Here is a 24,512-nt window from a genome sequence, read left to right as displayed (position 1 = left end):
TCGGACCCCATCAGTTCCCCTGACCGGGAACTTTGGAGTCTGGTTCGACGTACAGGAGCTTCAGCTTCATGAAGCCCCGCATCTCGCCGAAAGTCCACACAACGGTGAGGACGATCACGCTCCAAGCGAACGCTTTGGGGTCGAAGACGGTAGTCGTCTCGAATGCCCTAAGAGTGATCATGATAGCGATCACCTTGACGAGATAGCTGAGAACCGCGGCGGTGAACATGACCATCGGCGAGATCCGGCCCGCCCAGGTGACCACGAACAGCCCGACCGTGAAGAAGATCGCCACCAGGCCCAGCCCGATGACGGAGCCGAGAGCACCCTCGAATCCGGCGAGGATCGCCGCGACGATGGCGGCGATCAACCCGACCGCCACCGTTGGCACGGCGGCGCCCTTGAGAACGCGCACGTCGTTGGCCTGCATGACGACTCCAGAACATGTTGTCAACCGAGCGTTTGCTTCGCCCAGGCTACGGGTTGCTGTTAGTGAAAGCTATCACAAGCTCCACGTCACGGGCTTTACCTGGCTTTTCGCGGCGAATTCACCCAGTTGTCGCACGAGACTTGCTCGCGGACGGCTCGTCGGGAGCCCCCGCGGCGTGCGCCCCCTTGCGCCCCTTGGGCCTCGACAGCACCACCAGCACCGCGATCGCGACCACGCTGATCAGCGGGAACAGGATGAGCGGCACCCCTTCGAGAGACAGCCCCACGATCGTGAACGCGAAGATGAACGTCCACGCGTACATGATCAGGACGCTCCGCCGGTGGGAGTGACCGATGTCGAGCAGCCGGTGGTGCAGGTGCCCCCGGTCGGGCGAGAACGGCGACAGACCCTCGCTCGTCCGCCGGATCACCGCCATGATCAGGTCGGTGAGCGGCAGGACGACCACGGCGAGAGGCAACAGCGGCAGCACCAGCGCGAACCGGTTCACGTCGAGCGCCGTCGTCGGCACCGACGAGGTGATGGTCACCAGCGAGGTGGCCAGGACCAGCCCGATCAGCATCGAGCCGGTGTCACCCATGAAGATCTTGGCCGGGTTGAAGTTGTGCGGCAGGAAGCCCAGGCACATGCCGACCAGCAGGGCCGCGACCACGGCGGTCAGGTTGATGCGGGTCTGCTGCTGGTCCTGCGACAGAACCATGGAGTAGACCAATGTGGCCATGGCCGCGATGCCGACGATGCCGGCCGCCAGGCCGTCGAGCCCGTCGACGAAGTTGACCGCGTTGATGGCGACCACCACGACCAGGATCGTCATCACGGCCTGGAGGTTCGAGTCGAGGAAGACGTTGCCGCCCATGCTCTCGGGCAACGGCAGCGACCGGAGCGACACCCCGTAGTAGACCAGCAGGCCACCGGCGGCGACCTGGCCGCCCAGCTTGACCAGGGCGTCCATGCCCAGCCAGTCGTCGAGGAAGCCGGTCACCACGATCAGCCCGCCGGCGGCGAGCAGCGCGCTCGTGGTCTGGCCCGACTGTTCGCCGACCAGCGCGGAACCCACCCACGGCAGGTGGGAGGCCGCCAGCAGCCCGGCGGCCATGCCGCCGAACATCGCCAGGCCACCGAGCCGGGGCGTCGGCACCTTGTGCACATCGCGCTCCCTGACCTCGGGAGCGGCGCCGATGCGCAGCGCGAAGGCCCGGACCGGAGGCACCAGCAGATAGGTGACAACGGCCGTGACGAGGGCCACGAAGAAATATTCGCGCACGGCACCAGTTTCCCGGATCAACGGACCAGTCGAGACGGTCCGACGCTAGCGCAGGTTCAGGAGTAGGCGTGCGGCGCGCCGCTCGTGCTCGGCACCCATCGCGGGGTGTCCGCGGCCTCGTCACTGATCGCGGTCAGCACGGCCTGCCGGTAGAGCCCGAGGCGGGTGCGCCACTCGGAGATCTTCTCGATGTAGCGCTGAGCCACCGCGGCGTTCCAGGTGTCGGTGCTCCGAGCCATCGTGTACGGCTGTTCGAGCAGCTCCGAGATCTTCCGCATCTCCGGCATGACCGAGTCCCAGAGGGTGACCAGACGCTCGTATTCGGGATTGAACACCCAGGCCGTCGCCTGGCCACCCGGCACGAGCAGCGCGTTCCCCGACGCCGCGGGCGGCGTCTCCCCCGGCTGCAACCGCCGGGGCGCGGGCGGGTCGGCATAACTCACGATCACATCTCCTTACGTGGGCTGGCCGGGAGCGACGGACCCGGCGGGGCCGTCGGGCTTGACGTCCATGGGCACCCATTCACCGGTGCCCCACTCCCCTTCGGGTACGGAGACACTCGGCATGTCCATCGGTTCGATCTGCCCGTGGATCTTCATCAACGCGGCGATGGCCTCATCGGAGACGGGCTTCGCGGGCGCGGAGAGAACATCACCGGGCTGCTCGGCGGCCAGCCTCTTGGGATCGACTTCAGCACCGGCCTGACCGGCGGATTGGTCTGAACCACTTCCAGACGGGCCCTGAGCCGGGCCGCCCTCCGAACCGGAACCACCCGTGGTCATGGACGGCATCTCCTGCGGCCCGATCTGATCATCGAAGTCCAGCAGAGCACCGAAGGCCTGGTCGGAGATGGGGTTCGCGGGGGTGTAGAGAACATCACCGGCCTGCTCGGCGGCCAGCCTCCTGGGATCGACTTCAGCACCGGCCTGCTCGGCGGCCAGCCTCCTGGGATCGACTTCAGCACCGGCCTGACCAGCGGATTGGTCTGAACCACTTCCAGACGGGCCCTGAGCCGGGCCGCCCTCCGAACCGGAACCACCCGTGGTCATGGACGGCATCTCCTGCGGCCCGATCTGATCATCGAAGTCCAGCAGAGCACCGAGAGCCTGGTCGGAGATGGGATCCGCAGGGGTGTAGAGAACATCACCGGCCAACTCGGCGGCCAGCCTCCTGGGATCGACTTCAGCACCGGCCTGACCTGCGGAACCGCTCTGACCTGCGGAACCTGCCTGATCGCCGGAACTCGCCTGACCAGCTGAACCGGCCTGGCCGTCGGCCGACAGGTCGGCTGGACCGTAGTGGGCCATGGTCGGTCCGGTGGAGAGCCCGCTCTGACTGTTGGCGGACCCCTGCTGGCCAGTGGTTGAACCATTCGCCGCTGGATCGGCACCGCCCTGCGGACCACACTTGCCGTCGTCGTCGCCGCCCTGCGAACTGCCCGCGTCACCCCCGCCCGCGGCCGACTGACCGTTCGGGGTGCCCCCGTTCCCGGTCTGCTGATAGCTGCCGCCGGGCTGTTGGTTCCCTCCGGTCGTGGACGGGTTTCCGTCAGCGCCCGATGCCGAGCCCGCGCCTCCATCGGTGACCGTCGGCATCCCCTGAGGAGCGATCTGGTCGTCGAAAGTGAGCAGTCCGCCGAGGGCTTGGTCGGAGATCGGGTTGGCCGGAGCCGACAGCACGTCGCCGGGCTGGGCGGCGGCCAGGGCCTTCGGGTCGATGACCTCGCCGCCCCCTGTCGGCACCTCGGCCTGGATCACCGGCGCAACGTCCGAACCCGAGGCAGTGGTCAGGACCGTGTCCTCGGGCAGCGTGTTGGTCGGATTGCCCTGGAGGTAGGGGTCGTCGGTCAGGTTGTCGGCCGGAGTGCCCACATAGGCGCCGTTGGGATCGCCCGGCGCCAGACCGGGCTGCGGCGCAGGCTGAGTGACCGGATTGTCCTTGAGGAACGGATCCTCGGTCACGTTGTCGGCAGCGGTGCCCACATAAGCGCCATTGGGGTCGCCCGGGGCCAGGCCCGGTTGGTTCGCGGGTGGGGCGGCGGCCGGGTTGCTCTTGAGGTAGGGGTCTTCGGTCAGGTTGTCGGCGGGGGTGCCGACGTATTCGCCCATGGGGTCGCCCGGAGCGAGGCCCGGCTGGGGCGCGGGTTGTTTGGCCGTCGGTTCCAGCGGTTCGACGTAGCCCGGTTTGCCGTCGGGCTGGGGGCCGGTGGAGGACGGCGTACCGGCGGATTGACCGGGGGTGTCGACCGGGCGGACGGTGTCGATGTCCTTGTCGAGCGGGACCAGGTAGACGTCGTCGGGCAGGTTGAGCGGTTGGGAGACCACCTTGGTGCCGTCGACGTTGATCTCGATCCGGCCCCTGGTCTGGTCGATGTCGTCGGGGTGATCTTTCTTCGGGGTGTCGATCGGCTCCTTCTGCGGAGCCGGGGACTCGCCCTTCGGAGGGGGCGTCTCGCCCTCGCTCTTCTTGGGTGGATCTGTTTCGGTGTCGCTCTTCTTCGGCGGGTCCGTCTCGGTGTCGCTCTTTTTGGGAGGGTCCGTCTCCGTGTCGCTCTTCTTCGGAGGCTCGGTGTCGTTCGCGGTCGGCTTCGGGGGATCCGTCTCCGTGTCGCTCTTCTTCGGAGGCTCGGTGTCGTTCGCCGTCGGCTTCGGGGGATCCGTCTCGCCGGTGGTCTTCTTCGGGGGCTCAGTGTCGCCGGAGGTCGGCTTCGGGGGGTCGGTGTCACCCGAGGTCGGCTTGGGGGGTTCCGTGCCGCCGGCGGGCTCGGGGGCGGGCTTCGGGACCGGCTTGGTGGCAGGGGTCTCATCGCCGGCGGCCGTGGGCCGGGGGTTGGGGTCGCGTTCGCGTTTCTCCAGCAGGGTCAGGCGGGCGGTGATGTCCTTGTCCATCTCGACGATGGCGTCGGCCACCGCCGACGGGCGGTAGGTCACCGCAGCCGGCACGCCTGCGTTACGGACCCTGGTGGTCACCGCGGCCTCGATGGACTCCATCTCCTTCGCCGCGCGTCCCAGCTCGGCGAGGAGGTCGCGGACCAGCTTGGGGTCCATCCCATCGATCTTGGGCATGCGTGGGCCTCCCGGGGTCGAAAACCTCACTCACGCTAGGCCTCGGCACCCCGGCCCGTCTGGTGCGATAGCCAGAGGGTATGGATCTACTCTTCGGTCGCCAGGTAGCCCACGACGCCCCGCAGTTTGTCGACCGGGACGCCGCCCTTGCGGAGCACCCTCGGCACCGAGGTGGTCAGGTCGAGGATCGTCGACGGGGTGGTGTCGGCGCACGGCCCGCCGTCGAGGTAGACGGCCACCGACTGGCCCAGCTGCTCCTCGGCCTCCGCCGCCGTGGTGGCGGGCGGGTTGCCCGACCGGTTGGCGCTGGAGACGGCCATCGGGCCGGTCTCCTTGAGCAGGTCGAGGGCGACCGGGTGGAGCGGCATGCGGATGGCCACGGTGCCCTTGGTCTCGCCGAGGTCCCACTGGAGCGAGCGGTTGACCTTGAAGATGAGGGTCAGCGGGCCCGGCCAGAAGGCGTCGATCAGGTCCTGGCCGTGGGCGCCGAGCGACTCGGTGAGCGCGCCGGCGGCCCGGACGGTGCCGACGAGGACCGGCACCGGCATGTCGGAGCCGCGGCCCTTGGCGGTCAGCAGCGCGGAGACGGCCGACGGGGTGAAGGCGTCGGCGCCGATGCCGTAGACGGTGTCGGTCGGGAGCACGATCAGGTCGCCCGCTCTGATGACCGACGCGGCGTCGATGAGGCCCGACTCGCGCTCGCCGGGGTTGGAGCAGAGGTATCGGCGGGTCATGTGTGATCTCCCTTGCTATTCCAGGCCGAGCTTGGCCGTCACGAAACGGTCGCGGCCGGTCAGATCCTGGCGCAGGCGGGCGTCGCGCCAGCCGTTGCTCTCGGGGAACAACCAGTAGACCGCGTTGCCCTGCTCGTCGGCGTGTTCCACCGCGACCAGGCCGCCCGGCCGCAGGAGCCGCGCGGCCGTGCGTTCGACCGCCCGGACCTCTCCCAGGCCGTCGTCGCCGGACCCGAAAAGGGCCCGGCGGGGATCGTAGTCGCGTACCTCGGGGTCGCGGGGCACCGCCCCCGGGGGAATGTAGGGCGGGTTGCTGATGACGAGGTCGACCTGGCCTTCGAGCTCGTGAAGGCAGTCGGACAGGTCTTCAGGATGGAGGGAGGTGCGGCCCTGGCCGTGTTCGAGGATGTTGCGCTTGGCCCAGCGGTAGGCGGCCGGGTCGATCTCCACGGCGTGGACCTGCGCGAGCGCGACCTCCTGGGCGATCGACAGTGCGATCGCGCCGGAGCCGGTGCCGAGGTCGACCACGATCGGCGAGGCGACGTCCATCTCGTTGAGGCGGTCGATGGCCCAGCCGACGACGACCTCGGTCTCGGGCCTGGGGATGAACACCCCGGGGCCGACCTCGAGAGACAGGTAGCGGAAGAAGGCGCGGCCGGTGATGTGCTGAAGCGGCTCGCGGGACTCCCGCCTGGAGACGCCCTCCCAGAAGAGTGCGTCGAACTCGGAGTCCTTCACCGTGTGGAGGGTGCCGCGGGTCACGCCGTGGACGAATGCCGCGATCTCCTCGGCGTCGGCGCGCGGTGACGGGACACCTGCCTCGGCGAGCCGGGCGGTGGCCAGCGCTATCTCGTCCAGGAGGAAGGTCATCGGCTCAGGTCGACGCGGCGGCGAGCTTCTCTGCCAGTTCGGCGTCGAGCAGGGCCTGGATGACCGCGTCGAGATCGCCGTCGAGCACCTGGTCGAGGTTGTAGGCCTTGAACCCGACGCGGTGGTCGGAGATCCGGTTCTCGGGATAGTTGTAGGTACGTACCCGCTCGGACCGGTCCACGGTTCTCACCTGCGACTTGCGCTCGGCCATCGCGGCGGCGTTGGCCTCTTCCTCGGCGATGGCCTGCAGCCGGGCGCGGAGGATGCGCATCGCCGACTCCTTGTTCTGGAGCTGGCTCTTCTCGTTCTGGCACGAGACCACGACGCCGGTCGGGATGTGGGTGATGCGCACCGCCGAGTCGGTCGTGTTGACGCTCTGGCCGCCGGGACCGCTGGAGCGGTAGACGTCGATGCGCAGGTCGTTCTGGTCGATCTGGACGTCGACCTCTTCCGCCTCGGGGTAGACGAGCACCCCGGCGGCCGAGGTGTGGATGCGGCCCTGCGACTCGGTCGCCGGCACCCGCTGCACCCGGTGGACGCCGCCCTCGAACTTCAGCCGCCCCCAGGCGCCGTCGCGCCCCTTGATGGCGACCGTGACGTCTTTGTATCCGCCCAGGTCGGAGTATTGCGCGTCGATGATCTCGGCCTTGTAGCCGGCCCGCTCGGAGAACCGCAGGTACATGCGCAGGAGGTCGCCGGCGAAGAGCATGGACTCCTGGCCGCCTTCGCCCGCCTTGATCTCCATGATGATGTCTTTGTCGTCGTTGGGGTCGCGGGGCACCAGCAGGTGGCGCAGCCGGTCTTCCAGCGCGGGGACGCGGGCCTCGAGCTCGGCCGCCTCCTCGGCGAACGACGAGTCTTCACTTGCGAGTTCGCGGGCGGCCTTGATGTCGTCGCGCACCTGGCCGAGCTCTCGGTAGGTGCCGACGATCGGCGTGAGCTGGGCGTAACGCTTCCCGAACTGCCTGGCCTTCGACTGGTCGGCGTGCACGGCCGGATCGGCGAGCTTGTGCTCGAGATCGGCGTATTCACTGATGAGTTCGTCGAGGTTCACCGCGCGTCCCCTCCTGCAAGTTGAATCGAGTAGGCCCTTTCACCACGAACGCCGACCCGGGCGCGCCCACCCCATGAGGAGGACGGTTCCGAGCCGGCGTCGGGGAAGGAGCTACTTGCCCGCGGGCTTCTTGCCGAACCGGGCCTCGAAGCGCGCCACGCGGCCGCCCGTGTCCAGGATCTTCTGCTTGCCCGTGTAGAACGGGTGGCAGGCCGAGCAGACGTCAGCGTGGATGCTGCCGTTCTTGGCGGTGCTGCGCGTGGTGAACGTGTTACCGCACGAACACGTCACATTGGTGACGGAATACGTGGGGTGGATGTCGGCTTTCATAACCTTTTCCTCTCCGGGGCGCGGTCGCCGGGTCGCTCTGTCAGCCTGGTTCTCGTCTCGGGAACCAGGGGGCGGGAACCGGAACCACAACGGTTCGGCTACCAGTGTGCCAGACCGCAGAACCTTCCCAGGCCATCGCGTATTCCCGGGGGCGATCCTGGACGATGCCTGGGAAGTCCGTGAGAAGGTCACCGCGCATGTGGACTGGTCACAGGGGCCCCACTAGGCTCGCTGTGCTCAAACCCGAGCTTTTCCCTCAAATTACCTCAGTAAGGGGCTTCGATGAGGAAAGGCCTGCGCTTGCTCATTGCAGGCGTCAGCGGGGCGGCACTCTTCGCCAGCGGTACGGCCATTACCGCTTCCCCCGCCTCTGCTGCCTTGACCGTCACGAACGGTGTCGTCAACGACACCTTCATCCCGCCGGTCACCCAGGACACCATGTCGTTCTCGTTCGACCTGGCGAGCGCCTACCACCAGACGAAGGCGCCCGACAACTCGTACTACCCCGCATACAAGATCTGGGCCCGGGTCACCCCGGACTACAACCCCGGAACCGGCGTCACGGTGAACTGGCGTGCCGCCACGGTCACCCAGCTGGCGAAGGTGACCACGCTTCCCACGGGCCCGTCGAAGATCAGCGGCAGTTTCACTGTCCAGAACAACGACAAGCCGGGTGACCGTTGGAGGCTCCAGGTCTCGACGGAGCCCTTCCCCGTCGCCGGGACTCCTTCGCCCACCGCGACTACTCCGCCCACCGAGTGGACCGACGTCAAGACCTTCACGGTCACCGCGGCCACCCGTGTGACGAACGTCGGCATCGACCCGAACCCTGTCGTGCTCAAGGGCGCGACCGACGTCGGCTTCAGCGCGACGATCGAGAAGTTCGGCGGCGAGACGCTGAAGCAGGTCCGCGCCCTGCACCCGTCGAGCGGTGAGTACTACTCGCTCGGCACCTCGCTCGAGGGCGACGACAAGAGCTACTACAACTTCGTGACGATGGGCACCGACGCTCCCGCCGGTGACTGGCAGATCAAGTTCACGATCACGCGTGGCTCGAAGACCTACGCCTTCACCAAGGGCTTCAAGGTCAGCAAGACCGCGTCGGCCCCGACGAAGGCCAAGTCGAAGATCACGATGTCCATCTCGCCGACGAAGGTGAAGAAGGGCAAGTCGATCAAGGTCTACGGCAAGGTCTACCGCGGCGTTAAGTCGTGGGGCGTCTGGAAGAAGAAGGTCCTCAAGCTCTACTTCAAGAAGAAGGGCACCAAGAGCTGGAAGTTCGTCGGCTACGTCGGTGCCAACAACTCCGGGAAGTACAGCAAGACGATCAAGCCGAAGTACGACGGCTACTACCGGATGGCGGCCACCGCGACTTCGCTCACGAAGTCGTCGTACTCGCCGTACAAGCTCGTCGACGTTCGCTGACTCCCTAGTTCCTTCTGTACGGCTTGCGCCACCAACCCCTGACGCAGGCCGCACAGGAGACGAATGGGTCCATGTGTCCACACATGGGCCCATATCGCGTTAGTCTCACAAGCCACATTTCTCCCACTAACGACTCATGTAAAGGTCCTTCTGATGCGAAAGACCCTGCGGCTCATCGTCGCGGCCGCAACGGGGGCGGCGCTCTTCGCCACCGGCGCCGTCGTTGCGGCACCCGCCTACGCCGCCACTGTTGATGCGACCGGTTCCGGTTTCACCGACCTGTTCATCCCCCCGAGCGGCAGCGACAAGATCCCCTTCAAGGTGAAGGTCACCTCGCCCTACTCCGCGGGCTTCGACAAGCCGGCCCGTGTGCACGTCCAGTTCTTGAGGACCGACGAGGCCACCACCGCGACCCCGCACGAGGGCACCGCGGCCGAGATCCCCACGATCGCCGCGTCTCCTACTCCGACGCCCGTCGCCTCTGTTGACGTCGCCGCCTCCATCCCGGTGTCGTCGTCGGACAAGCCCGGCAAGTGGCAGTACCGCATCGGCGTGGTTCAGGGTGGCGCCACCTCCACTACCCCGGCCTACGAGGGTTGGAAGGAGATCACCGTCGCCACCGCGACGCGGGTCAACTCGGCGAGTGTCGACCCCGACCCCGTCGTGCTGAAGAAGGGCTCGGAGGTGGATGTCTTCACCAACTTCAAGCTCGAGAAGTACGGCGACGAGAAGCTGACCGGCGTCCGCTTCGAGTCCTCCGACGGCACCTACTACACGCTGCCCAGCGCCCTCGAGGCCGACGACAGCTACCACGGCTCGGCGTCGTTCGACGACCAGGCCCCTGCGGGCAACTGGCAGCTGAAGGTCACCGTCTCGCGTGGCTCGAAGATCTACAGCTTCGTCAAGGGCTTCTCGGTCAACAGCCCCGGCGCCAAGGCCAAGGCCAAGTCGAAGATCACGATCGCCGTCTCGCCCGCGAAGGTGAAGAAGGGCAAGTCGGTCAAGATCTACGGCAAGGTCTACCGCGGCACCAGCTCGTGGGGCTCCTGGTCGAAGAAGATCCTCAAGCTCTACTTCAAGAAGAAGGGCACCAAGACCTGGAAGTTCGTCGGCTACGTGGGCGCCAACTCGACGGGCAAGTACAGCAAGACCGTCAAGCCCAAGTACGACGGCTACTGGCGTCTCCAGGCGACCGCCACCAGCTTGACCAACTCGGCGCTGTCGCCGTACAAGCTCGTCGACGTTCGCTGACGTCTTCCAGCTGACCGGTTCTTCACGGAGGGGCGTCCCGGAAGGGGCGCCCCTCTTGCCTGTTCACGCCAGCTTCTCCACCGTCGTCACTGTGCCGGGCGGGCGCGGCCGGTTGGCGCCGGATGCGGCGCGATCCGGGGGCGGCGGGCGGTGCCGGGGTGGGCGGAGCCGTAACGGAAGAAGAAGCTTTTACTGCCGGTGGCCGAGGTGGGCGAGGACCGCCAGCACCCGCCGGTGGTCGTCGGGGGCCGGGTCGAGGGCGAGTTTGAGAAAGATGCTGGAGATGTGTTTCTCGACCGCGCCCTCCGAGACGACCAGGCGGGCGGCGATGGCGCTGTTGGAGCGGCCTTCGGCCATCAGGCCCATGACCTCGGTCTCCCGTGCGGTCAGGCGGTCGTGGGAGTGCCTGCGGCGGCCCAGGAGCTGGACGACCACGTCGGGGTCGATCACCGCGCCTCCCCGGGCGACCCGGCGCACCGCGTCGAGGAACTCCGCGACCTCGGCCACCCGCTCCTTGAGCAGGTAGCCCACGGCCTGCGCGCCGGCGCCCAGCAGGTCGGTGGCGTAGCGCTCCTCGACATACTGCGACAGGACCAGGATCGGGAAGCCCGGCCTGGCCGAGCGGATCTCCAGGGCGGCGCGCAGGCCCTCGTCGGTGTGGGAGGGCGGCATCCGCACGTCGACGACGGCGAGATCCGGGTTGTGCACGCGGACCGCCTCGACCAGCGAAGGGCCGTCGCCCACGGCGGCGACGGTCTCTATGCCACCGTCGGCCAGCAGGCGGGACAGGCCCTCGCGCAGCAGCACTGAGTCTTCGGCGATCACGACACGCATGCCGGTCACCATACGCAGGGCAGCTCGGCCCTGATGAGTGTGGGACCGCCGGGCGGGCTGTCGACGGTGAGTGTCCCGTCGATCGTGGCGGCCCGGTCGGCCAGGCCGTCGAGCCCGCCTCCGGGGACGACGGCCGCTCCCCCGACGCCGTTGTCGCCCACCTCGACGACCACCCGGTCGGGGGCCCTGCGCACCCGGACCTGCGCCTCGGTGGCCCGGGAGTATTTGGCCATGTTGGTGAGCGCCTCGGCCACGACGAAGTAGGCGATGCTCTCCACGGCCGCCGGTGGCCGGTCGGCGATCTCGACGGTCACCTCGACCCGCACGGGCGCGCGGGCGGCCAGGGACGACAGGGCGGCGTCCAGGCCCCGGTCGGTGAGGATCGCGGGGTAGATGCCTCTGGCCAGGTCTCTGAGTTCGCCGATCGCCGCCTTCGCGCCGGCGGCGGCGCTCTCGACCAGGATTCTGGCCTGCTCGGGGTCGTCGTCGAACTTGGCCTGCGCGCGGCCCAGGTCCAGGGCGACCGACAACAGGCGCTGCTGGGCGCCGTCGTGGAGGTCGCGTTCGATGCGGCGGCGTTCGGCCTCGGCGGCGTTGACGCCCCTGGCCCGGCTGGCCCTCAGGTCTTCGTTGCGGGCCAGCAGGAACCGGCGGTCGTCGGTGCCCAGGAGTGCCCGCGCCACCCATGCGTGGGCGAGTGCGGCGCCCCTGAGGGCGTAGAGGGAGGCGAACAGCGCGACCACGCCGAACAGCATGACCACGACGGCCGACGGCACGGTCGAGACCTCGATGAACCAGAAGGTCATGTCGCGGCCGTTCAGGACCATCGGGAGCGGCAGACCCAGCAGTTCGAGGCCCAGCGACCACAGGCCGAACACGACGACGAACTCCAGCAGTCCCAGCGGGCACAGGAGCAGCAGGTAGCCGAGGTCCTTCCAGGTGGCCAGGTCGGCGAAGAGCCAGCGCAGGTGGGCGTAGAGGCCGCCTTCAGGCCGGGTCTTGTACGGGTCGGGGATGTCGACGCCGAGCGTCCATCGGAGGAACCGCCGCTCCACGACGGCGACACCGCGCCAGATCAGGATCAGCACCGCCAGCATCGGCAGACCGACCCAGACCAGGACCAGGACCATCGAAAGCGGCAGGGCGAACCCCAGGCCGACGAAACAGGCCGTCCCGACGACGGGCGCCACGATGAAGTAGGGCACCGCCTTCCAGGTCACCGGGTCGACGGCCACGCCCAAGGGGCCCCACGGCCCGAAAGGGACCCGATCCCGCAACCGTCTCCGCGTCGTCACCATGCCCTTGAGGATGCCAAAGCCCAGGCCATCGACGGTATGGAGCGACCGGGGTAGGGATAACCCCCGCTTTGCCCGGCTATGTCGTCTCGCAGCACTGGCTCCGAAGGCCACGCGCCAACCTGTGAATCTCCCGTCCCGGCAGCCCCAATTGCCTGTCTGCGCCAGATCTCTCCGTCGTTGCGGTGCGAAGCGGGCGCGGGCGGTCGGCGCCGGATGCGGCGGGATCCGGAAGCGGCGGGCGGGGCCGGCCAGGCGGGAGCCGTAACGGAAGAAAAGAAAGAACCCCGGAACAGGCCCGGGGTTCTTTCGCACAGCGATCACAGAGCTTCGAAAGCTCCGAGTTCAGTGCTAGTCGCGGTCGTTGCTGACGGTGGTCTTCTGGACCTGCATCAGGAACTCGGCGTTGCTCTTGGTCTCCTTCATCTTCTCCAGGAGGAGCTCCAGCGCCTGCTGCATGTCGAGTGCGTGGAGCACGCGGCGCAGCTTCCAGACGACCTGGAGTTCTTCCTTACCGAGGAGGATCTCCTCCTTACGGGTGCCGGACGCGTCGACGTCGACGGCGGGGAAGATGCGCTTGTCGGCCAGGGAGCGGTTGAGCTTGAGCTCCATGTTGCCGGTGCCCTTGAACTCCTCGAAGATGACCTCGTCCATCTTGGACCCGGTCTCGACCAGGGCCGTGGCGAGGATCGTCAGGGAGCCGCCGTTCTCGATGTTGCGGGCGGCGCCGAAGAAGCGCTTCGGCGGGTAGAGCGCCGTGGAGTCGACACCACCCGACAGGATGCGGCCCGACGCGGGGGCGGCCAGGTTGTAGGCGCGGCCCAGGCGGGTGATCGAGTCGAGCAGGACGACCACGTCGTGACCCAGCTCGACCAGGCGTTTGGCGCGCTCGATGGCCAGCTCGGCGACGGTGGTGTGGTCTTCGGCCGGACGGTCGAAGGTCGAGTGGATGACCTCGCCCTTGACCGACCGCTGCATGTCGGTGACCTCTTCAGGACGCTCGTCGACCAGGACGACCATCAGGTGGCACTCGGGGTTGTTGTGGGTGATCGCGTTGGCGATGGCCTGGAGGACCATCGTCTTGCCGGCCTTGGGCGGCGACACGATCAGGCCACGCTGGCCCTTGCCGATGGGCGAGACCATGTCGATGATCCGCGTGGTCATGATGTTGTGCTCGGTCTCCAGCCGCAGACGGTCCTGCGGGTAGAGCGGAGTGAGCTTGTTGAAGTCGGGGCGCTGGCGGGCCTGGTCGGGCTCCATGCCGTTGACCGTGTCGAGGCGGACGAGCGCGTTGAACTTCTCGCGGCGCTCGCCGTCGCGGGGCTGGCGCACGGCGCCGGTGATGACGTCGCCCTTGCGCAGGCCGTTGCGGCGGATCTGGGCCAGCGACACGTAGACGTCGTTGGAGCCGGGCAGGTAGCCGCTGGTGCGGACGAACGCGTAGTTGTCGAGGATGTCGAGGATGCCGGCGATCGGGATCAGGACGTCGTCGTCGCTGACCACGGGCTCGTTGGCGTCGCCGAAACGGTCACGGCCGCGGCGGTTGCGCTCGCGGAACCGGCCGCGACGACCGCGCGGGTCGTCGTCGGGACCGCCCTGGCCGGGGCCGCCGGGGCCCTGGCTGTCGGGACGGTTGTCCGGACGGCTGTCCTGGCGCGTGTCCTGGCGGCTGTCCTGGCGCGTGTCCTGACGGGCGTCCTGGCGCGTGTCCTGACGGGTGTTCTGCCGATCGTCGTTGCGGCCCCCACGGTCGCCACGATCGTTGCGGTCACTGCGCTCGACCCGGTCTTGCCGCTCGGGGCGGTCCTGACGGTCCTGGCGGTCACCGCGGTCGCCACGGTCGGGGCGCTCACGGCGCTCGCCGCGCTCCCCGCGGCCACGACGCTCACGGCGGTCGCCGCGCTGGTCACGGCTGTCGGACGGGCCTTCGGACTGCTCCACGACGGTCGGGGTCGTCTGCACCGTAGGCTCGAGGGATGCCGGCGGGGCGGACTCGACGACGCGTTCTGCGGGAGCCTCGACCGGGGTCTCGGCGGGAGCGGCCACGGGAGCCGCGGCGGTGGCGCGGGCGGCGGAACGTTCCCGACGGGCTCTGGTGGGCCGTTCGACGGGGGCGGCTTCGGCCTTGGCCTCGTTCTTGGGCTCGGGCTTGCTCTCCGCGGCGGGCTGCGCCGTCGCCCCCTGCTTCTCCTGGATGGCCGCGATGAGCTGGCTCTTCCGCATCCGGCCGGTGCCGCTGATGCCGAGACCGGAGGCCATCGCCTGCAGTTCGGGGAGCACCATGGCCGACAGGCCGGTGCCGGAGCGGCGGCGGCGCGCGGTCGTGGGGGCATCGCCGACGGGTGCGTCGGCGAGGAGTTCGGTGGTGTCGCTCAACTAAGGGTCCTTCCCAGGGGTCGGGCGCCGGAGAGTGTGATTCCGCCGTCCCGGTTATGCGACCCGGCGGGACAGACCGGGTCGGGCTTCGTGGATCTCGTGCGATGGAGCCGGGTGCCGAGAGTCACGAGCGGTAGGCGCCCAGGGGTGTTCCCCCGGGATGCCACGACCGACCAGATGTCGAGGTGGCTCGAACGCGCATGTCCCCGAACACGCCGCCCCCGGCCGCGTCGGCGGATGGAGGAGGTGGATTCAGGGAAATCGCCACGGCGGCTTCGGCTGTGCGAAGAGCCACGATGTGCGAATGACAAGCACGCACCCAACACGGGGGCACCTGGTGCGGCTATCAGCCTAACATCACCGGCGCACACAGCTATTCCCTGAAGGTCGAAGAGGCATCAGCGTGTCTCGGGAAACTGAACGGTCGCACCGGAAGGGTCGACGTTCAGTGGCTGGATTTGCCAGTCGATACCCACTTCGGGCTCGATCAAATCCTGCGTTTCCGGCGAAGAAAACGCAAGAACTGTGGGACCCGCTCCCGAAACGACCGCGGGCACTCCCTTGGACCGCAGACGTTCTACCAGATCGGCGGTCTGGGGCATGGCGGACGCGCGGTATCTCTGGTGAAGCCGATCTTCCGTCGCAGCCAGCAACACCGTGTTTTCCGGCTTTCCGGTCAACGCGGCGACGAGCAGGGCGGCCCGGCCGGCATTCGCGGCGGCATCGGAATGCGGAACATTCTCCGGGAGCAGCCCACGCGCCTCTTCCGTCGACAACCGGAACGGCGGTATCAGGACCACCGGCCGGATGTCGCGGTGCGGCAGCAGTTTCCACACCCCGGAGTCCCAGGAGATGGTCAGCCCGCCGCGCAGGCAGGGCGCGACGTTGTCGGGGTGGCCCTCGATGGCGGTGGCCAGCGCGAGGGCCTTGTCGTCGTCGAAGGCGGCCCCCGACAGGGCTCGGGCGGCCAGGATGCCGGCCACGATCGCGGCCGACGACGAGCCCAGGCCGCGCGCGTGGGGGATCCGGTTGACGCAGGTCAGCCGGATCCCGTCGGGCTGGGCGACGCCCATCTCGTCGAAGGTGCGGCGCATCGTCCGCACGATCAGGTGGCCCTCGCCGGTGTCGACCTCACCGGCGCCCGCGCCCTCGACCTCGACGAACGTCTCGTGACCGCCGATCGAGGCCGTCACCTCGTCGTGGAGGTCGAGGGCCAGGCCGAGGGTGTCGAACCCGGGGCCTAGGTTGGCGCTGGTCGCCGGTGTGCGCACCAAAACGGTCAAAGAGTGCTCCCGCAGGTCAGGCGAGTTCGAGTGCGGCCGCCGCCGCGTAGGCGTCGATCGGGATGGTCACGGGCGACGGGGCACCCGAGATGGCCCAATCGGGGTCTTTCAGGCCGTTGCCGGTGACCGTGCAGACCACCGTCTGGCCGGGCTGGAGCAGGCCCTGCTCGTGGGCCTGGAGCAGGCCGGCGACGCTGGCGGCCGAGGCGAGTTCGACGAACACGCCCTCGCCCTGGGCCAGCAGCTTGTAGGCGGCGGCGATCTGGCGGTCGGTGACCGCCTGGATCACGCCGCCGGACTCGTCGCGGGCCGCCTCGGCGTGCTTCCACGACGCGGGGTTGCCGATGCGGATCGCGGTGGCGATGGTGTGGGGGTGGGTGACGGGCGCGCCGTTGACGATGGGCGCGGAGCCGCTGGCCTGGAAGCCGAACATCTTCGGCGGCTTGGCGGCGTATTCCTGGTAGCCCAGCCAGTAGGCGGTGATGTTGCCCGCGTTGCCCACGGGGATGCAGTGGACGTCGGGCGCCACGCCGAGGGCGTCGACGATCTCGAACGCGGCCGTCTTCTGGCCCTGGATGCGGTGCGGGTTCACCGAGTTGACCAGCGCGATCGGGTAGTTCTCCGCGAGCTTCTTGGTCATCTCGAGGCAGTCGTCGAAGGACCCCTCGACCTGGAGCAGTTTCGCGCCGTGGACGAGCGCCTGCGCCAGCTTGCCCATCGCGATCTTCCCGCGCGGCACCAGCACGGCGCAGGTCAGCCCGGCGCGGACGGCGTAGGCCGCCGCCGAGGCCGAGGTGTTGCCGGTAGAGGCGCAGATGACGGCTTGGGCGCCCTCTTCCACGGCCTTGCTGATGGCCACGGTCATGCCGCGGTCTTTGAAGCTGCCCGTCGGATTGAGGCCCTCGACCTTGAGGAAGACCTCACAGCCGACCAGCGCGGAGACCTTCGGAGCCGGCACCAGCGGGGTGCCGCCTTCGAGAAGGGTCACAACGGGCGTCGTCGCGCTCACGGGAAGCCGGTCGCGGTATTCCTCGATGAGGCCACGCCAAACCCTGGACATGCGGATCCTCCATGTCACCTGCGGTATCGGGCACCGAGTCTACGGGCAAACGTTCGAGATTCGGGATCCGGCGTCCGCCCTGTGGGACGCTGGGCGAGAAGACCGATTTGTCCGGGCTATATACGCTCCCAGGAAAATGCCAGAGTGGTTGGCTATTGTCGATCACCGTTCCGCTCAGACCGGCGATCCTGTGAAGGAGAAGGCCATCGTGACGGGCACTGACGCCCGGCCCCGGATCCGCCACAACGACTATTCGCCGCTGTCGCCGCCGGACGCCGGACACTGGGCGCCACACCTTCCGGTGAGCGTGGTCATCCCCGCGCACGGCAACCAGCACGTCGTCGACCTCACTCTGGCCGCGCTCTCGGCGCAGACCTATCCCGCCCATCTGACCGAGGTCGTCGTGGTCGACGACGGGAGCCTGCCGCCGCTGCGGCTGCCCGCGATCAGGCCCGAGAACACCCGGATCATCCGGTCGGGACCGGGCGGTTGGGGGCCCGCGTTCGCGGTGAACGCCGGGATCGCCGCCTCCGACGGCACGATCGTGCAGCGTCTCGACGCCGACATGGTGATCTACCGCGACCATCTGGAGCGGCTGCTGCGCTGGCACCACCTGACCGACTACCTGGTCACGATCGGCGCCAAGGTCTTCGTCGAACCGCCCATGCTGACCGCCGACCAGGTGCGGGACGCCGTGCTCGAAGACCGGCTGGACGAGCTGATCGACCTGTCGAAGGCGACCCCGAGCAGCACCGAGCGGACCATCCTGCGGCTCGACGGCATGAAGAAGAGCCGCAACCCCTATCACGTCGTGACCGGCCCCACCCTGTCGCTGCACCGCACGCTGCTTCAGTCGGTCGGCGGGCTCGACGCCGAGGTGCACAAAGGCGAGGACACCGAGTTCGCCTACCGGCTGGCCCAGGGCGGCGCGGTGTTCGTACCCGACCTGTCGGCGCGGGCCGTCCACCTGGGAGTGCCGGCCCAGAAGCGCAACCGCACGGCCACCGTGCGGGCCGTGGAGCCCTACCACGCCCAGCGCATCCCGCTCCGCCGCGACCTGCGCAAGCAGCGCGGCCGTACGTGGCACACGCCCTACGTCGAGGTGGTGTTCGACGTGTCGAAGGCGACCGAGCGCGAGACCAGGGACGCCGTCGAGACGGCGCTGACCGGGTCGATCACCGACGTGCGCGTCCTGCTCACCGCCCCCTGGTCGTCGATCAGGACGGGGCGCGGCGAGGCCATGTCGGGCCAGGAGTTCGAGCTGCGCCTCATCCGCGAGAGCATGCGCGGCGACCCCCGCGTGCACCTGGCCGACGAGGCCCCGGTGACGGCGTTCCCCGTCCCGTTCCGCTACCGGGGTTCGGTGCACGCGCCGCTCGCGACCGAGACTCTCGAGCGCATGACACGCACGATGACAGACGGCCGACTGGGCGTGCTGGTGACCGAATCCCCGGCCGGGACCGAGGCCGTCATGGAACGCACCGAGGCGGTTTCCCGCGCCGTGTTACTGGCCCGCCCAGGCGAAAGTCCACACGATGTCATCAGTCAGACACACGGGGTCCGGCGCACTCCCCCGGCGATCTTCTGGCCCGGCCCGGAATCCGGCTCCGACGTGCCACAAGAGCGACGAAGAGGACTAGGGTTGTTTCGCCGTCTGACATCCTGACATGTCAATTTCGCAGCAAAATCTCGGCAATCCACCTAACGAATCATGAGAGATCTTCTAATAGAATCCCGATTCATTCATTGTTGACACGGAGGCTGACAAAGATGCCCACGCTCCGCCGTCTGGCGATGCTCGGCGCGGCAACCGGAACGGTCGTGCTGGCCGCTCTCGCCGCCCTTGTCCTGATGGGCGTGCTTCCCTTCGTCGACGCCCTGCTGCTGGTTCTGTCCGCGGGGTGCCTGGCCGGGCTCGGGATACTCCTGTTCAGCGTGCGGCGCCTCGACGGCAAGACGCAGCGGATCGACACCAGGGTGAAGAAGCTGGAGACGAACCTCGCGCGGGTCACCACCACCCTGGGCACCGTCTCCGAGGAGCTGGCCGGCGCGTCCCGGCTGCTGGCCGAGGGCGCGGCCAGCCGCGACGACGACCTGCGCGCGGTGCTCGCCGCCCTCGGCGAAGACCGGGTCAACGCGATGTTCCTGCGCAACGAGGTCGAGGCAGAAATCAAGGAGATCCGCCGCATCACCGGGGCGCCGCCCCGGGTGAGGACCGATGTGGGCGAGCGTTGACGGCAAGGATCAGGCACAACGACTGGAGCTCCCTGCGCCCGGCACCGCTGGGCGCCTGGACTCCGCGCCTGTCCGTCAGCGTCGTCATCCCGGCCTACCAGTGTCAGGACGCGCTTGACCGCACGCTCGCCGCGCTGGCCGCGCAGAGTTATCCGGGCGATCTGACCGAGGTCGTGGTGGCCGACGACGGCAGCAGGCCCCCACTCGTGCTGCCGCCGCTGGCGCCTCATCGGACCCGGATCGTCCGGGTGCCCGAGGGGGTGTGGGGGCGCGGCGCGGCCCGGCAGACCGGGGCCTCGGCGGCCTCCGGCGACGTGATCCACTGGCTCGACGCCGACATGCTGCTCGATCGGGAGCACATCGAGGCCCACATGCGCTGGCACCATCTGGCTGGATATGTCGTGGTGCACGGGACCATCAGTTTCGTGTCCGCCGAGGAACCGACGGTCGAGCAGGTCTACGCGGAAACCGCGGCCGGCCGGTCGGCCAACCTGTTCCCGGAGGCGAGCGTCCACCCTCATGTGTGGCTGGAGAAGACGCTCGCCGAGACGCGGCACCTGCGCGACGCGCGGTCGAACCCGTCGCGCCTGCACTCCGGCGCGACCACCTCGGTCCGGGCGACCCTGCTGGCGCGGGCGGGCGGTGTCGACGTGACCATGAACATGGGCGAGGACACCGAGCTCGGCTATCGGCTGGCCCAGGCCGGGGCCGTGTTCATCCCCGACGCCGAGGCGCTGAGCTGGCACATCGGCCGCTCCACCGTGATGGACCGGGAAAAAGAGGTGCACCGGCACAACTGGACCCTCTTCGCCGACCGCATCCCCGACCTCCGCTGGCTGCGCACCCATCCACGGCGGATCTACTCGATCCCGTACGTCGAGGTGATCACCACCGCCACCACCTACGAGGAGACCAGGGGAACCGTCGACAGCGCCCTGGCCGGGACCATCCACGACCTCACTGTCACCATCGAAGGACCCTGGCACGAGCTGACCACCGGCCGCCGGGCCTCGCTCGACGAACCGATGCTCGACCTGCGGCTGCTCGGCAACCTCTACGCGGGCGAGCCCCGCGTCAACCGCGCGGCGAAGGCCCCCTACCGGCTGAGGATCCCGGCGGGCTGGTCGCTCGGCGCCGACAGCGTCGCCCGGCTGGTCAAACTCGCCGAGACCAAGGGCTACGGCCTGGTCTGCGCCGCCCTCGCCGAGACCCACGACGGCGTGGCGACGGCCCGCCTGGAGCGGACGGCGGCGTTCAACCGGGCCCGCCTGTTCCCCGGCGAAGACGCCGACGACGTGGTCGACGAGCTGTTCGGCGCCCACTGGGTCGACGGCGCGGAGTTCGGCATCGTCCCCCTCTCGGAGGCCGAGCCGATCAAGGGCGACGCCCAGACGTGGCGCGCGGCGGCCGAGAAGCACAAGGCGGAGGCGCGCAAGTACAAGGCCGAGGCCGAGCGGTGGAAGGCCGAGGCCGAGAAACTCGCCGCCCAGCCGCAGGCCAAGCGGCGCTGGAGGGGTCGATGACGACGTTCACCGTGGGTGTGGCAGGAGGCGTCGACCTCGACGGGGAGATCCACCTGGACCCCGAGGCCGAGATCGCCGAAGTCACCATCCTCGCCAAGACCCCCACCGACCTGCGCCGGGCGATGACCCTGCAGTCGCTGCTGCCCAAGGCGACGAAGGTGTCGGTGGTGATCGCCGAGGTGCCCTACTGGTTCACCGCGCCCAGCCCGTCGCTCACCCCCGCCCACCGGTGGCGGGCGCTGACCGAGGTCCGCACGTTCAAGAAGGGCGCCGGCTGGCAGGTCGACGTCACGTTCAACGCCCCGACCCCCTCGGGCCGGGTGGTCACGGCCGTGGCCCGCGCGTTCTCCGGCAACCGGCTGGAGGCCATCGCCTCGCCGGTGCCGGTGCTGGCCGGTCCGGGCGCCGCCCACTGGCGGCCCGGCGACCCCAACGCGGCCGTCGCCGACCCGAAGGGCCCGATGCCGATCCGCATCGGGGCGCCCGCCGGCGACCTGGTCGTCCGCACCGACGCGTCGGCCCCCTGGACCGGCGAGGGCGTCACCGTCGACCGGTCGGGCTCGCCGAGCTGGGAGGAGATCGGACGTCCCGGCGGGGAGAGACTACTGGCCGCGGGGCTGACCGACCCCGCGCTGGTGCCCCCGGTCGACGACCGGTCGGTCAACCCGATGGGCTTCGTCAGCGTGCCGACGAAGGGCGTCGGCCGGCTCACCCTCGACGACGACGCGTGGGTGATCAAGCTCGGGAACGACACGCTGACCCGGATCGCCGGGTCGGGCGCGGTGACGGTCATGGACGTCGACCGGGTCCGCAAGCTGCGCGGGATCGTGATCGACTGGCGGCGCGGGCACACCGGCCCGCTGACCGCCGTCAGGGTCGTGGCCGCGCTGGCCGCCGCCGGGGTTCCGCTGGTGTGCGACGAGGTTCCCGCCTGGGCGGGAGCTCTCGGCCCGGGTCTCGTCACGCTGCTGCAGGCCCCGGCGAACGTCCTCGACGACGACCTGACCCGCGAGGAGCACAGCATCCGGCTCCGACGCCGCTCTCTGCGCGACCACGGCGTCAAGGAGCGCTGGGCCCGGCTCGGCGCGGTCGGGTCGTACCTGCCGACGACCTCGATCCTGCTGGCCACCCGGCGGCCCGACCAGGTGGCGTTCGCGCTCGAACAGGCCGGACGCCAGCGCGAGGCCGACCTCGAAGTCGTCCTGGCCCTGCACGGGGTGCCCCGCGAGCATCCCGGGGTCGCGGCGGCGATCGAGAAGTTCGACCGGCCGCTGACCGTCTACCAGGCGCCCCACGCGCAGGCCTTCGGGTCGGTGCTGAACGCCGCCGCAGAACGGGCCTCCGGGTCGTTCCTGCTGAAGATGGACGACGACGACTGGTACGGCCCCGACTTCCTGGCCGACCTGCTGCTCGCCCACTCCTACACCGGCGCCGACGTGCTGGGCACCTCGCCGGAGTTCGTGTATCTGGCGGCCATCGACGTGACCGTCCACCACCAGCAGATCACCGAACAGGTCACCAACTTCATCGCGGGCGGCACGATCCTGGCCACCCGCTCGGCCTTCGACGCCGTGGGCGGTTTCCGCCCGCTGCCCCGGTCGGTCGACACCCAGTTCCAGCACGCCGTCCAGGCCGCGGGCGGAACCATCTACCGAGGTCACGGCCTCGGCTACATCCTGAGACGGGGCAAGGCCGCCGAGCACACCTGGCGGGAGCCGATCGGCACCTTCCTCAAACGCAACAAACGGCAGTGGCGCGGTTTCCGCCCCAACGCCCTGATGGAGCTCCCGGGAGGCAGGTCATGACGGCTCGCGTGCCCCGCAACGACTACGGCGTGCTGGTGCCGCCGTGTCCCGACTCGTGGCGGCCCGGCAAGACGGTGACCGTGGTCATCCCCGCCCGCGACTGCCAGCGGAAACTCGACCTGACCCTGGCCGGGCTGGCCGCCCAGGACTACCCGGCCCACCTGATGGACGTGATCGTCGTCAACGACGGCGGGCCGCTGAACCTGCCTTCGTGGGTGCGCGAGGTGCCCAACGAGGGCTGGGGCATCGCCTGGGCGATCCGCACCGGGTTCGGGCACGCCACCGGCGAGGTCGTGCTGCGGCTCGACGGCGACGTGGTCCCGACGCGCGGCCATGTCAGCGCCCACATGCGGTGGCACCACGCGGCCGACTATCTGGTGGTGCTGGGCTCACTCAAGTTCACCGCCTCGGCGTCGGTGCTGCCGTCGGCGCGGGAGCTCGGCGAGGCCGTCCGCGACGGGCGGGAGGACCTGCTGCTGGAGGAGTGCGAGGGGCACACCTGGTGGGACAAGCTGCTCGACGAGTACGACGGCCTCACCACCGCGCCCAGCCCGATCTTGCACCGGATGCATGTCGGCGCCAGCGTCTCCCAGCACCACGACCTGTGGACCCAGGCCGGCGGCATCGACACCTCGCTCGTGCTGGCCGAGGACACCGATCTCGGCTACCGGCTCACCCAGGCGGGCGCCGTGTTCGTCCCCGAGCTCGAGGCGCCGGCCTGGCACCTCGGCCGATCGACTTTAATGCTCCGGCAGACCGAGGTGAAAAGGTACAACGCGCCGTTCGTGGCCGACCGCATTCCCTACCGGCGCTTCCTGCGCACCGAAGGCGGCCGCCAGTGGCTGGTGCCCTATGTCGACGTGGTCATCGACACCCGGGGCTCCTCCTTCGAGAACGTGCGCGGCGGCGCCGACGCCGCGCTGGTCAGCACGCTCCCCGACGTACGGGTGACCCTGCTGGGCGACTGGTCGTCGCTCGACGACGGCCGCCGTTCGCCCTTCGACGACCCCCGGCTGGACGAACGGCTGATCAAGGGCGCCTACGAGCACGACGGCCGGGTCAGGCTGGTCGAGGACGCCGGCCCGACGTCGGCCCCGGCCCCGTTCCGGCTGGTCTGCCCGCCCGGCTGGACGGTCGCCGCCCAGACCCTGGTCACCCTGATCGAGAAGGCCGACAAGACCGACCTCGGCCTGCTGCACATCGCGCTGACCGAGACCCATGAGGGCATCGTCACCGCCCGGCTCGAACGCACCTGCGCCATCGCCCGCGCGCTCCACGTCATCAAGGACGGCGAGGAGTTCGACGACGTCGTCCACGAGCTCTACGGCTCCGAATGGCTGGACGGCGAGGAGCTGGGCTTCGCCCGGGTCGACATCTCGGTCAAGCCGCCCATCGTGAGCCGCAACACCGAGGCGGCCCACTGGCGGGCCCTGGCGATCGACCGCAAGATCGCCGCCGGACGGCTGCAGAAGCAGGTCCACGCGCTGGAACGGCAGGTGGGCGTCCTGGAGAAGAAGGCCGCCAAGGGCACCGCCGACTCGGCGCGCTGGCGGGCGAAGGCGGAGAACTGGCGGGTGCAGACGGTGCGGCTGCAACGGCAGGGCGAGCGCACGGTGTTCAAGCGGGCGCTGCGCAAGGCCCGGCGGCTGCTCGGCTGATG

Annotated in this window: 20 protein-coding genes; 7 read left to right on the top strand and 13 right to left on the bottom strand. The window is 69.2% G+C overall.

The window, feature by feature from the left end; translation table 11 throughout:
* Positions 1-10 precede the first annotated feature (10 nt).
* From AW272_RS32285 to rpmE, 8 genes are all read right to left on the bottom strand, one after another.
* Complete coding sequence (locus AW272_RS32285; RefSeq protein ID WP_066373256.1) at positions 11-430, bottom strand: Cg1360 family ATP-synthase-associated protein; 420 nt, start codon at positions 428-430, stop codon at positions 11-13.
* Positions 431-548: 118 nt separating this feature from the next.
* Complete coding sequence (locus AW272_RS32280; protein ID WP_066373253.1) at positions 549-1,712, bottom strand: glycosyltransferase family 4 protein; 1,164 nt, start codon at positions 1,710-1,712, stop codon at positions 549-551.
* 56 nt (positions 1,713-1,768) lie between these two features.
* Positions 1,769-2,155 (bottom strand): hypothetical protein, encoded by a 387-nt coding sequence (locus AW272_RS32275; RefSeq protein WP_066373607.1) that lies wholly within the window; start codon positions 2,153-2,155, stop codon positions 1,769-1,771.
* Positions 2,156-2,167: 12 nt separating this feature from the next.
* Positions 2,168-4,777, bottom strand: coding sequence for a dermokine domain-containing protein (locus AW272_RS32270; RefSeq protein WP_066373252.1), 2,610 nt, complete (start codon positions 4,775-4,777; stop codon positions 2,168-2,170).
* An 86-nt stretch (positions 4,778-4,863) separates the two neighbouring features.
* The gene (locus AW272_RS32265) at positions 4,864-5,511 is read right to left on the bottom strand and encodes an L-threonylcarbamoyladenylate synthase (RefSeq protein ID WP_066373251.1); all 648 of its coding nucleotides are present in this window, start codon (positions 5,509-5,511) and stop codon (positions 4,864-4,866) included.
* 15 nt (positions 5,512-5,526) lie between these two features.
* Positions 5,527-6,381 carry a peptide chain release factor N(5)-glutamine methyltransferase gene (prmC, locus tag AW272_RS32260; protein WP_066373249.1) on the bottom strand — a complete coding sequence of 285 codons (855 nt, stop codon included), beginning with the start codon at positions 6,379-6,381 and terminating at the stop codon, positions 5,527-5,529.
* 4 nt (positions 6,382-6,385) lie between these two features.
* The gene (gene prfA, locus AW272_RS32255; protein ID WP_066373244.1) at positions 6,386-7,435 is read right to left on the bottom strand and encodes a peptide chain release factor 1; all 1,050 of its coding nucleotides are present in this window, start codon (positions 7,433-7,435) and stop codon (positions 6,386-6,388) included.
* 111 nt (positions 7,436-7,546) lie between these two features.
* Positions 7,547-7,765 (bottom strand): 50S ribosomal protein L31, encoded by a 219-nt coding sequence (rpmE, locus tag AW272_RS32250; protein WP_066373242.1) that lies wholly within the window; start codon positions 7,763-7,765, stop codon positions 7,547-7,549.
* Positions 7,766-8,143: 378 nt separating this feature from the next.
* On the opposite strand from rpmE, the gene AW272_RS32245 reads away from it, so the two are divergent.
* Both AW272_RS32245 and AW272_RS32240 read left to right on the top strand, forming a co-directional pair.
* Positions 8,144-9,190 (top strand): hypothetical protein, encoded by a 1,047-nt coding sequence (locus AW272_RS32245; protein ID WP_066373241.1) that lies wholly within the window; start codon positions 8,144-8,146, stop codon positions 9,188-9,190.
* Between the two features lie 153 nt (positions 9,191-9,343).
* Positions 9,344-10,441 (top strand): hypothetical protein, encoded by a 1,098-nt coding sequence (locus AW272_RS32240; RefSeq protein ID WP_066373239.1) that lies wholly within the window; start codon positions 9,344-9,346, stop codon positions 10,439-10,441.
* Between the two features lie 189 nt (positions 10,442-10,630).
* Here AW272_RS32240 and AW272_RS32235 read toward each other — a convergent pair whose 3' ends face one another.
* The 5 genes from AW272_RS32235 to thrC all read right to left on the bottom strand — a co-directional run bounded on the left by AW272_RS32235 (position 10,631) and on the right by thrC (position 17,289).
* Positions 10,631-11,275, bottom strand: a complete 645-nt coding sequence (locus AW272_RS32235) for a response regulator transcription factor (RefSeq protein ID WP_066373605.1) — start codon at positions 11,273-11,275, stop codon at positions 10,631-10,633.
* A 5-nt stretch (positions 11,276-11,280) separates the two neighbouring features.
* The gene (locus tag AW272_RS32230) at positions 11,281-12,573 is read right to left on the bottom strand and encodes a sensor histidine kinase (protein ID WP_066373238.1); all 1,293 of its coding nucleotides are present in this window, start codon (positions 12,571-12,573) and stop codon (positions 11,281-11,283) included.
* Positions 12,574-12,921: 348 nt separating this feature from the next.
* On the bottom strand, positions 12,922-14,946 hold the full coding sequence (gene rho, locus AW272_RS32225; protein WP_066373237.1) for a transcription termination factor Rho: 2,025 nt from the start codon (positions 14,944-14,946) through the stop codon (positions 12,922-12,924).
* 398 nt (positions 14,947-15,344) lie between these two features.
* Positions 15,345-16,229, bottom strand: a complete 885-nt coding sequence (thrB, locus tag AW272_RS32220; RefSeq protein WP_245657838.1) for a homoserine kinase — start codon at positions 16,227-16,229, stop codon at positions 15,345-15,347.
* A 16-nt stretch (positions 16,230-16,245) separates the two neighbouring features.
* Positions 16,246-17,289, bottom strand: a complete 1,044-nt coding sequence (thrC, locus tag AW272_RS32215; protein WP_174551874.1) for a threonine synthase — start codon at positions 17,287-17,289, stop codon at positions 16,246-16,248.
* A 208-nt stretch (positions 17,290-17,497) separates the two neighbouring features.
* Here thrC and AW272_RS32210 point away from each other — a divergent pair, with 208 nt between their 5' ends.
* The 5 genes from AW272_RS32210 to AW272_RS32190 all read left to right on the top strand — a co-directional run bounded on the left by AW272_RS32210 (position 17,498) and on the right by AW272_RS32190 (position 24,510).
* Entirely contained in the window at positions 17,498-18,955 is a 1,458-nt protein-coding gene (locus tag AW272_RS32210; protein ID WP_083958971.1) for a glycosyltransferase family 2 protein, read from the top strand.
* Positions 18,956-19,059: 104 nt separating this feature from the next.
* Positions 19,060-19,524, top strand: a complete 465-nt coding sequence (locus AW272_RS43620; RefSeq protein WP_066373231.1) for a hypothetical protein — start codon at positions 19,060-19,062, stop codon at positions 19,522-19,524.
* The gene (locus AW272_RS32200) at positions 19,521-21,047 is read left to right on the top strand and encodes a glycosyltransferase family 2 protein (RefSeq protein WP_066373230.1); all 1,527 of its coding nucleotides are present in this window, start codon (positions 19,521-19,523) and stop codon (positions 21,045-21,047) included. The genes AW272_RS43620 and AW272_RS32200 overlap by 4 nt, the downstream gene beginning before the upstream one ends.
* Positions 21,044-22,852 carry a glycosyltransferase family 2 protein gene (locus AW272_RS32195; RefSeq protein WP_066373228.1) on the top strand — a complete coding sequence of 603 codons (1,809 nt, stop codon included), beginning with the start codon at positions 21,044-21,046 and terminating at the stop codon, positions 22,850-22,852. Before AW272_RS32200 ends, AW272_RS32195 begins: the two co-directional genes overlap by 4 nt.
* Positions 22,849-24,510 (top strand): glycosyltransferase family 2 protein, encoded by a 1,662-nt coding sequence (locus AW272_RS32190; RefSeq protein ID WP_083958946.1) that lies wholly within the window; start codon positions 22,849-22,851, stop codon positions 24,508-24,510. Before AW272_RS32195 ends, AW272_RS32190 begins: the two co-directional genes overlap by 4 nt.
* Positions 24,511-24,512 lie beyond the last annotated feature (2 nt).

The organism is Herbidospora mongoliensis, assembly GCF_001570545.1.
Classification (GTDB): domain Bacteria; phylum Actinomycetota; class Actinomycetes; order Streptosporangiales; family Streptosporangiaceae; genus Herbidospora; species Herbidospora mongoliensis.
Note: the sequence above shows the minus strand (reverse complement) of the source record. Positions and strands in the feature narration are given on the sequence as shown.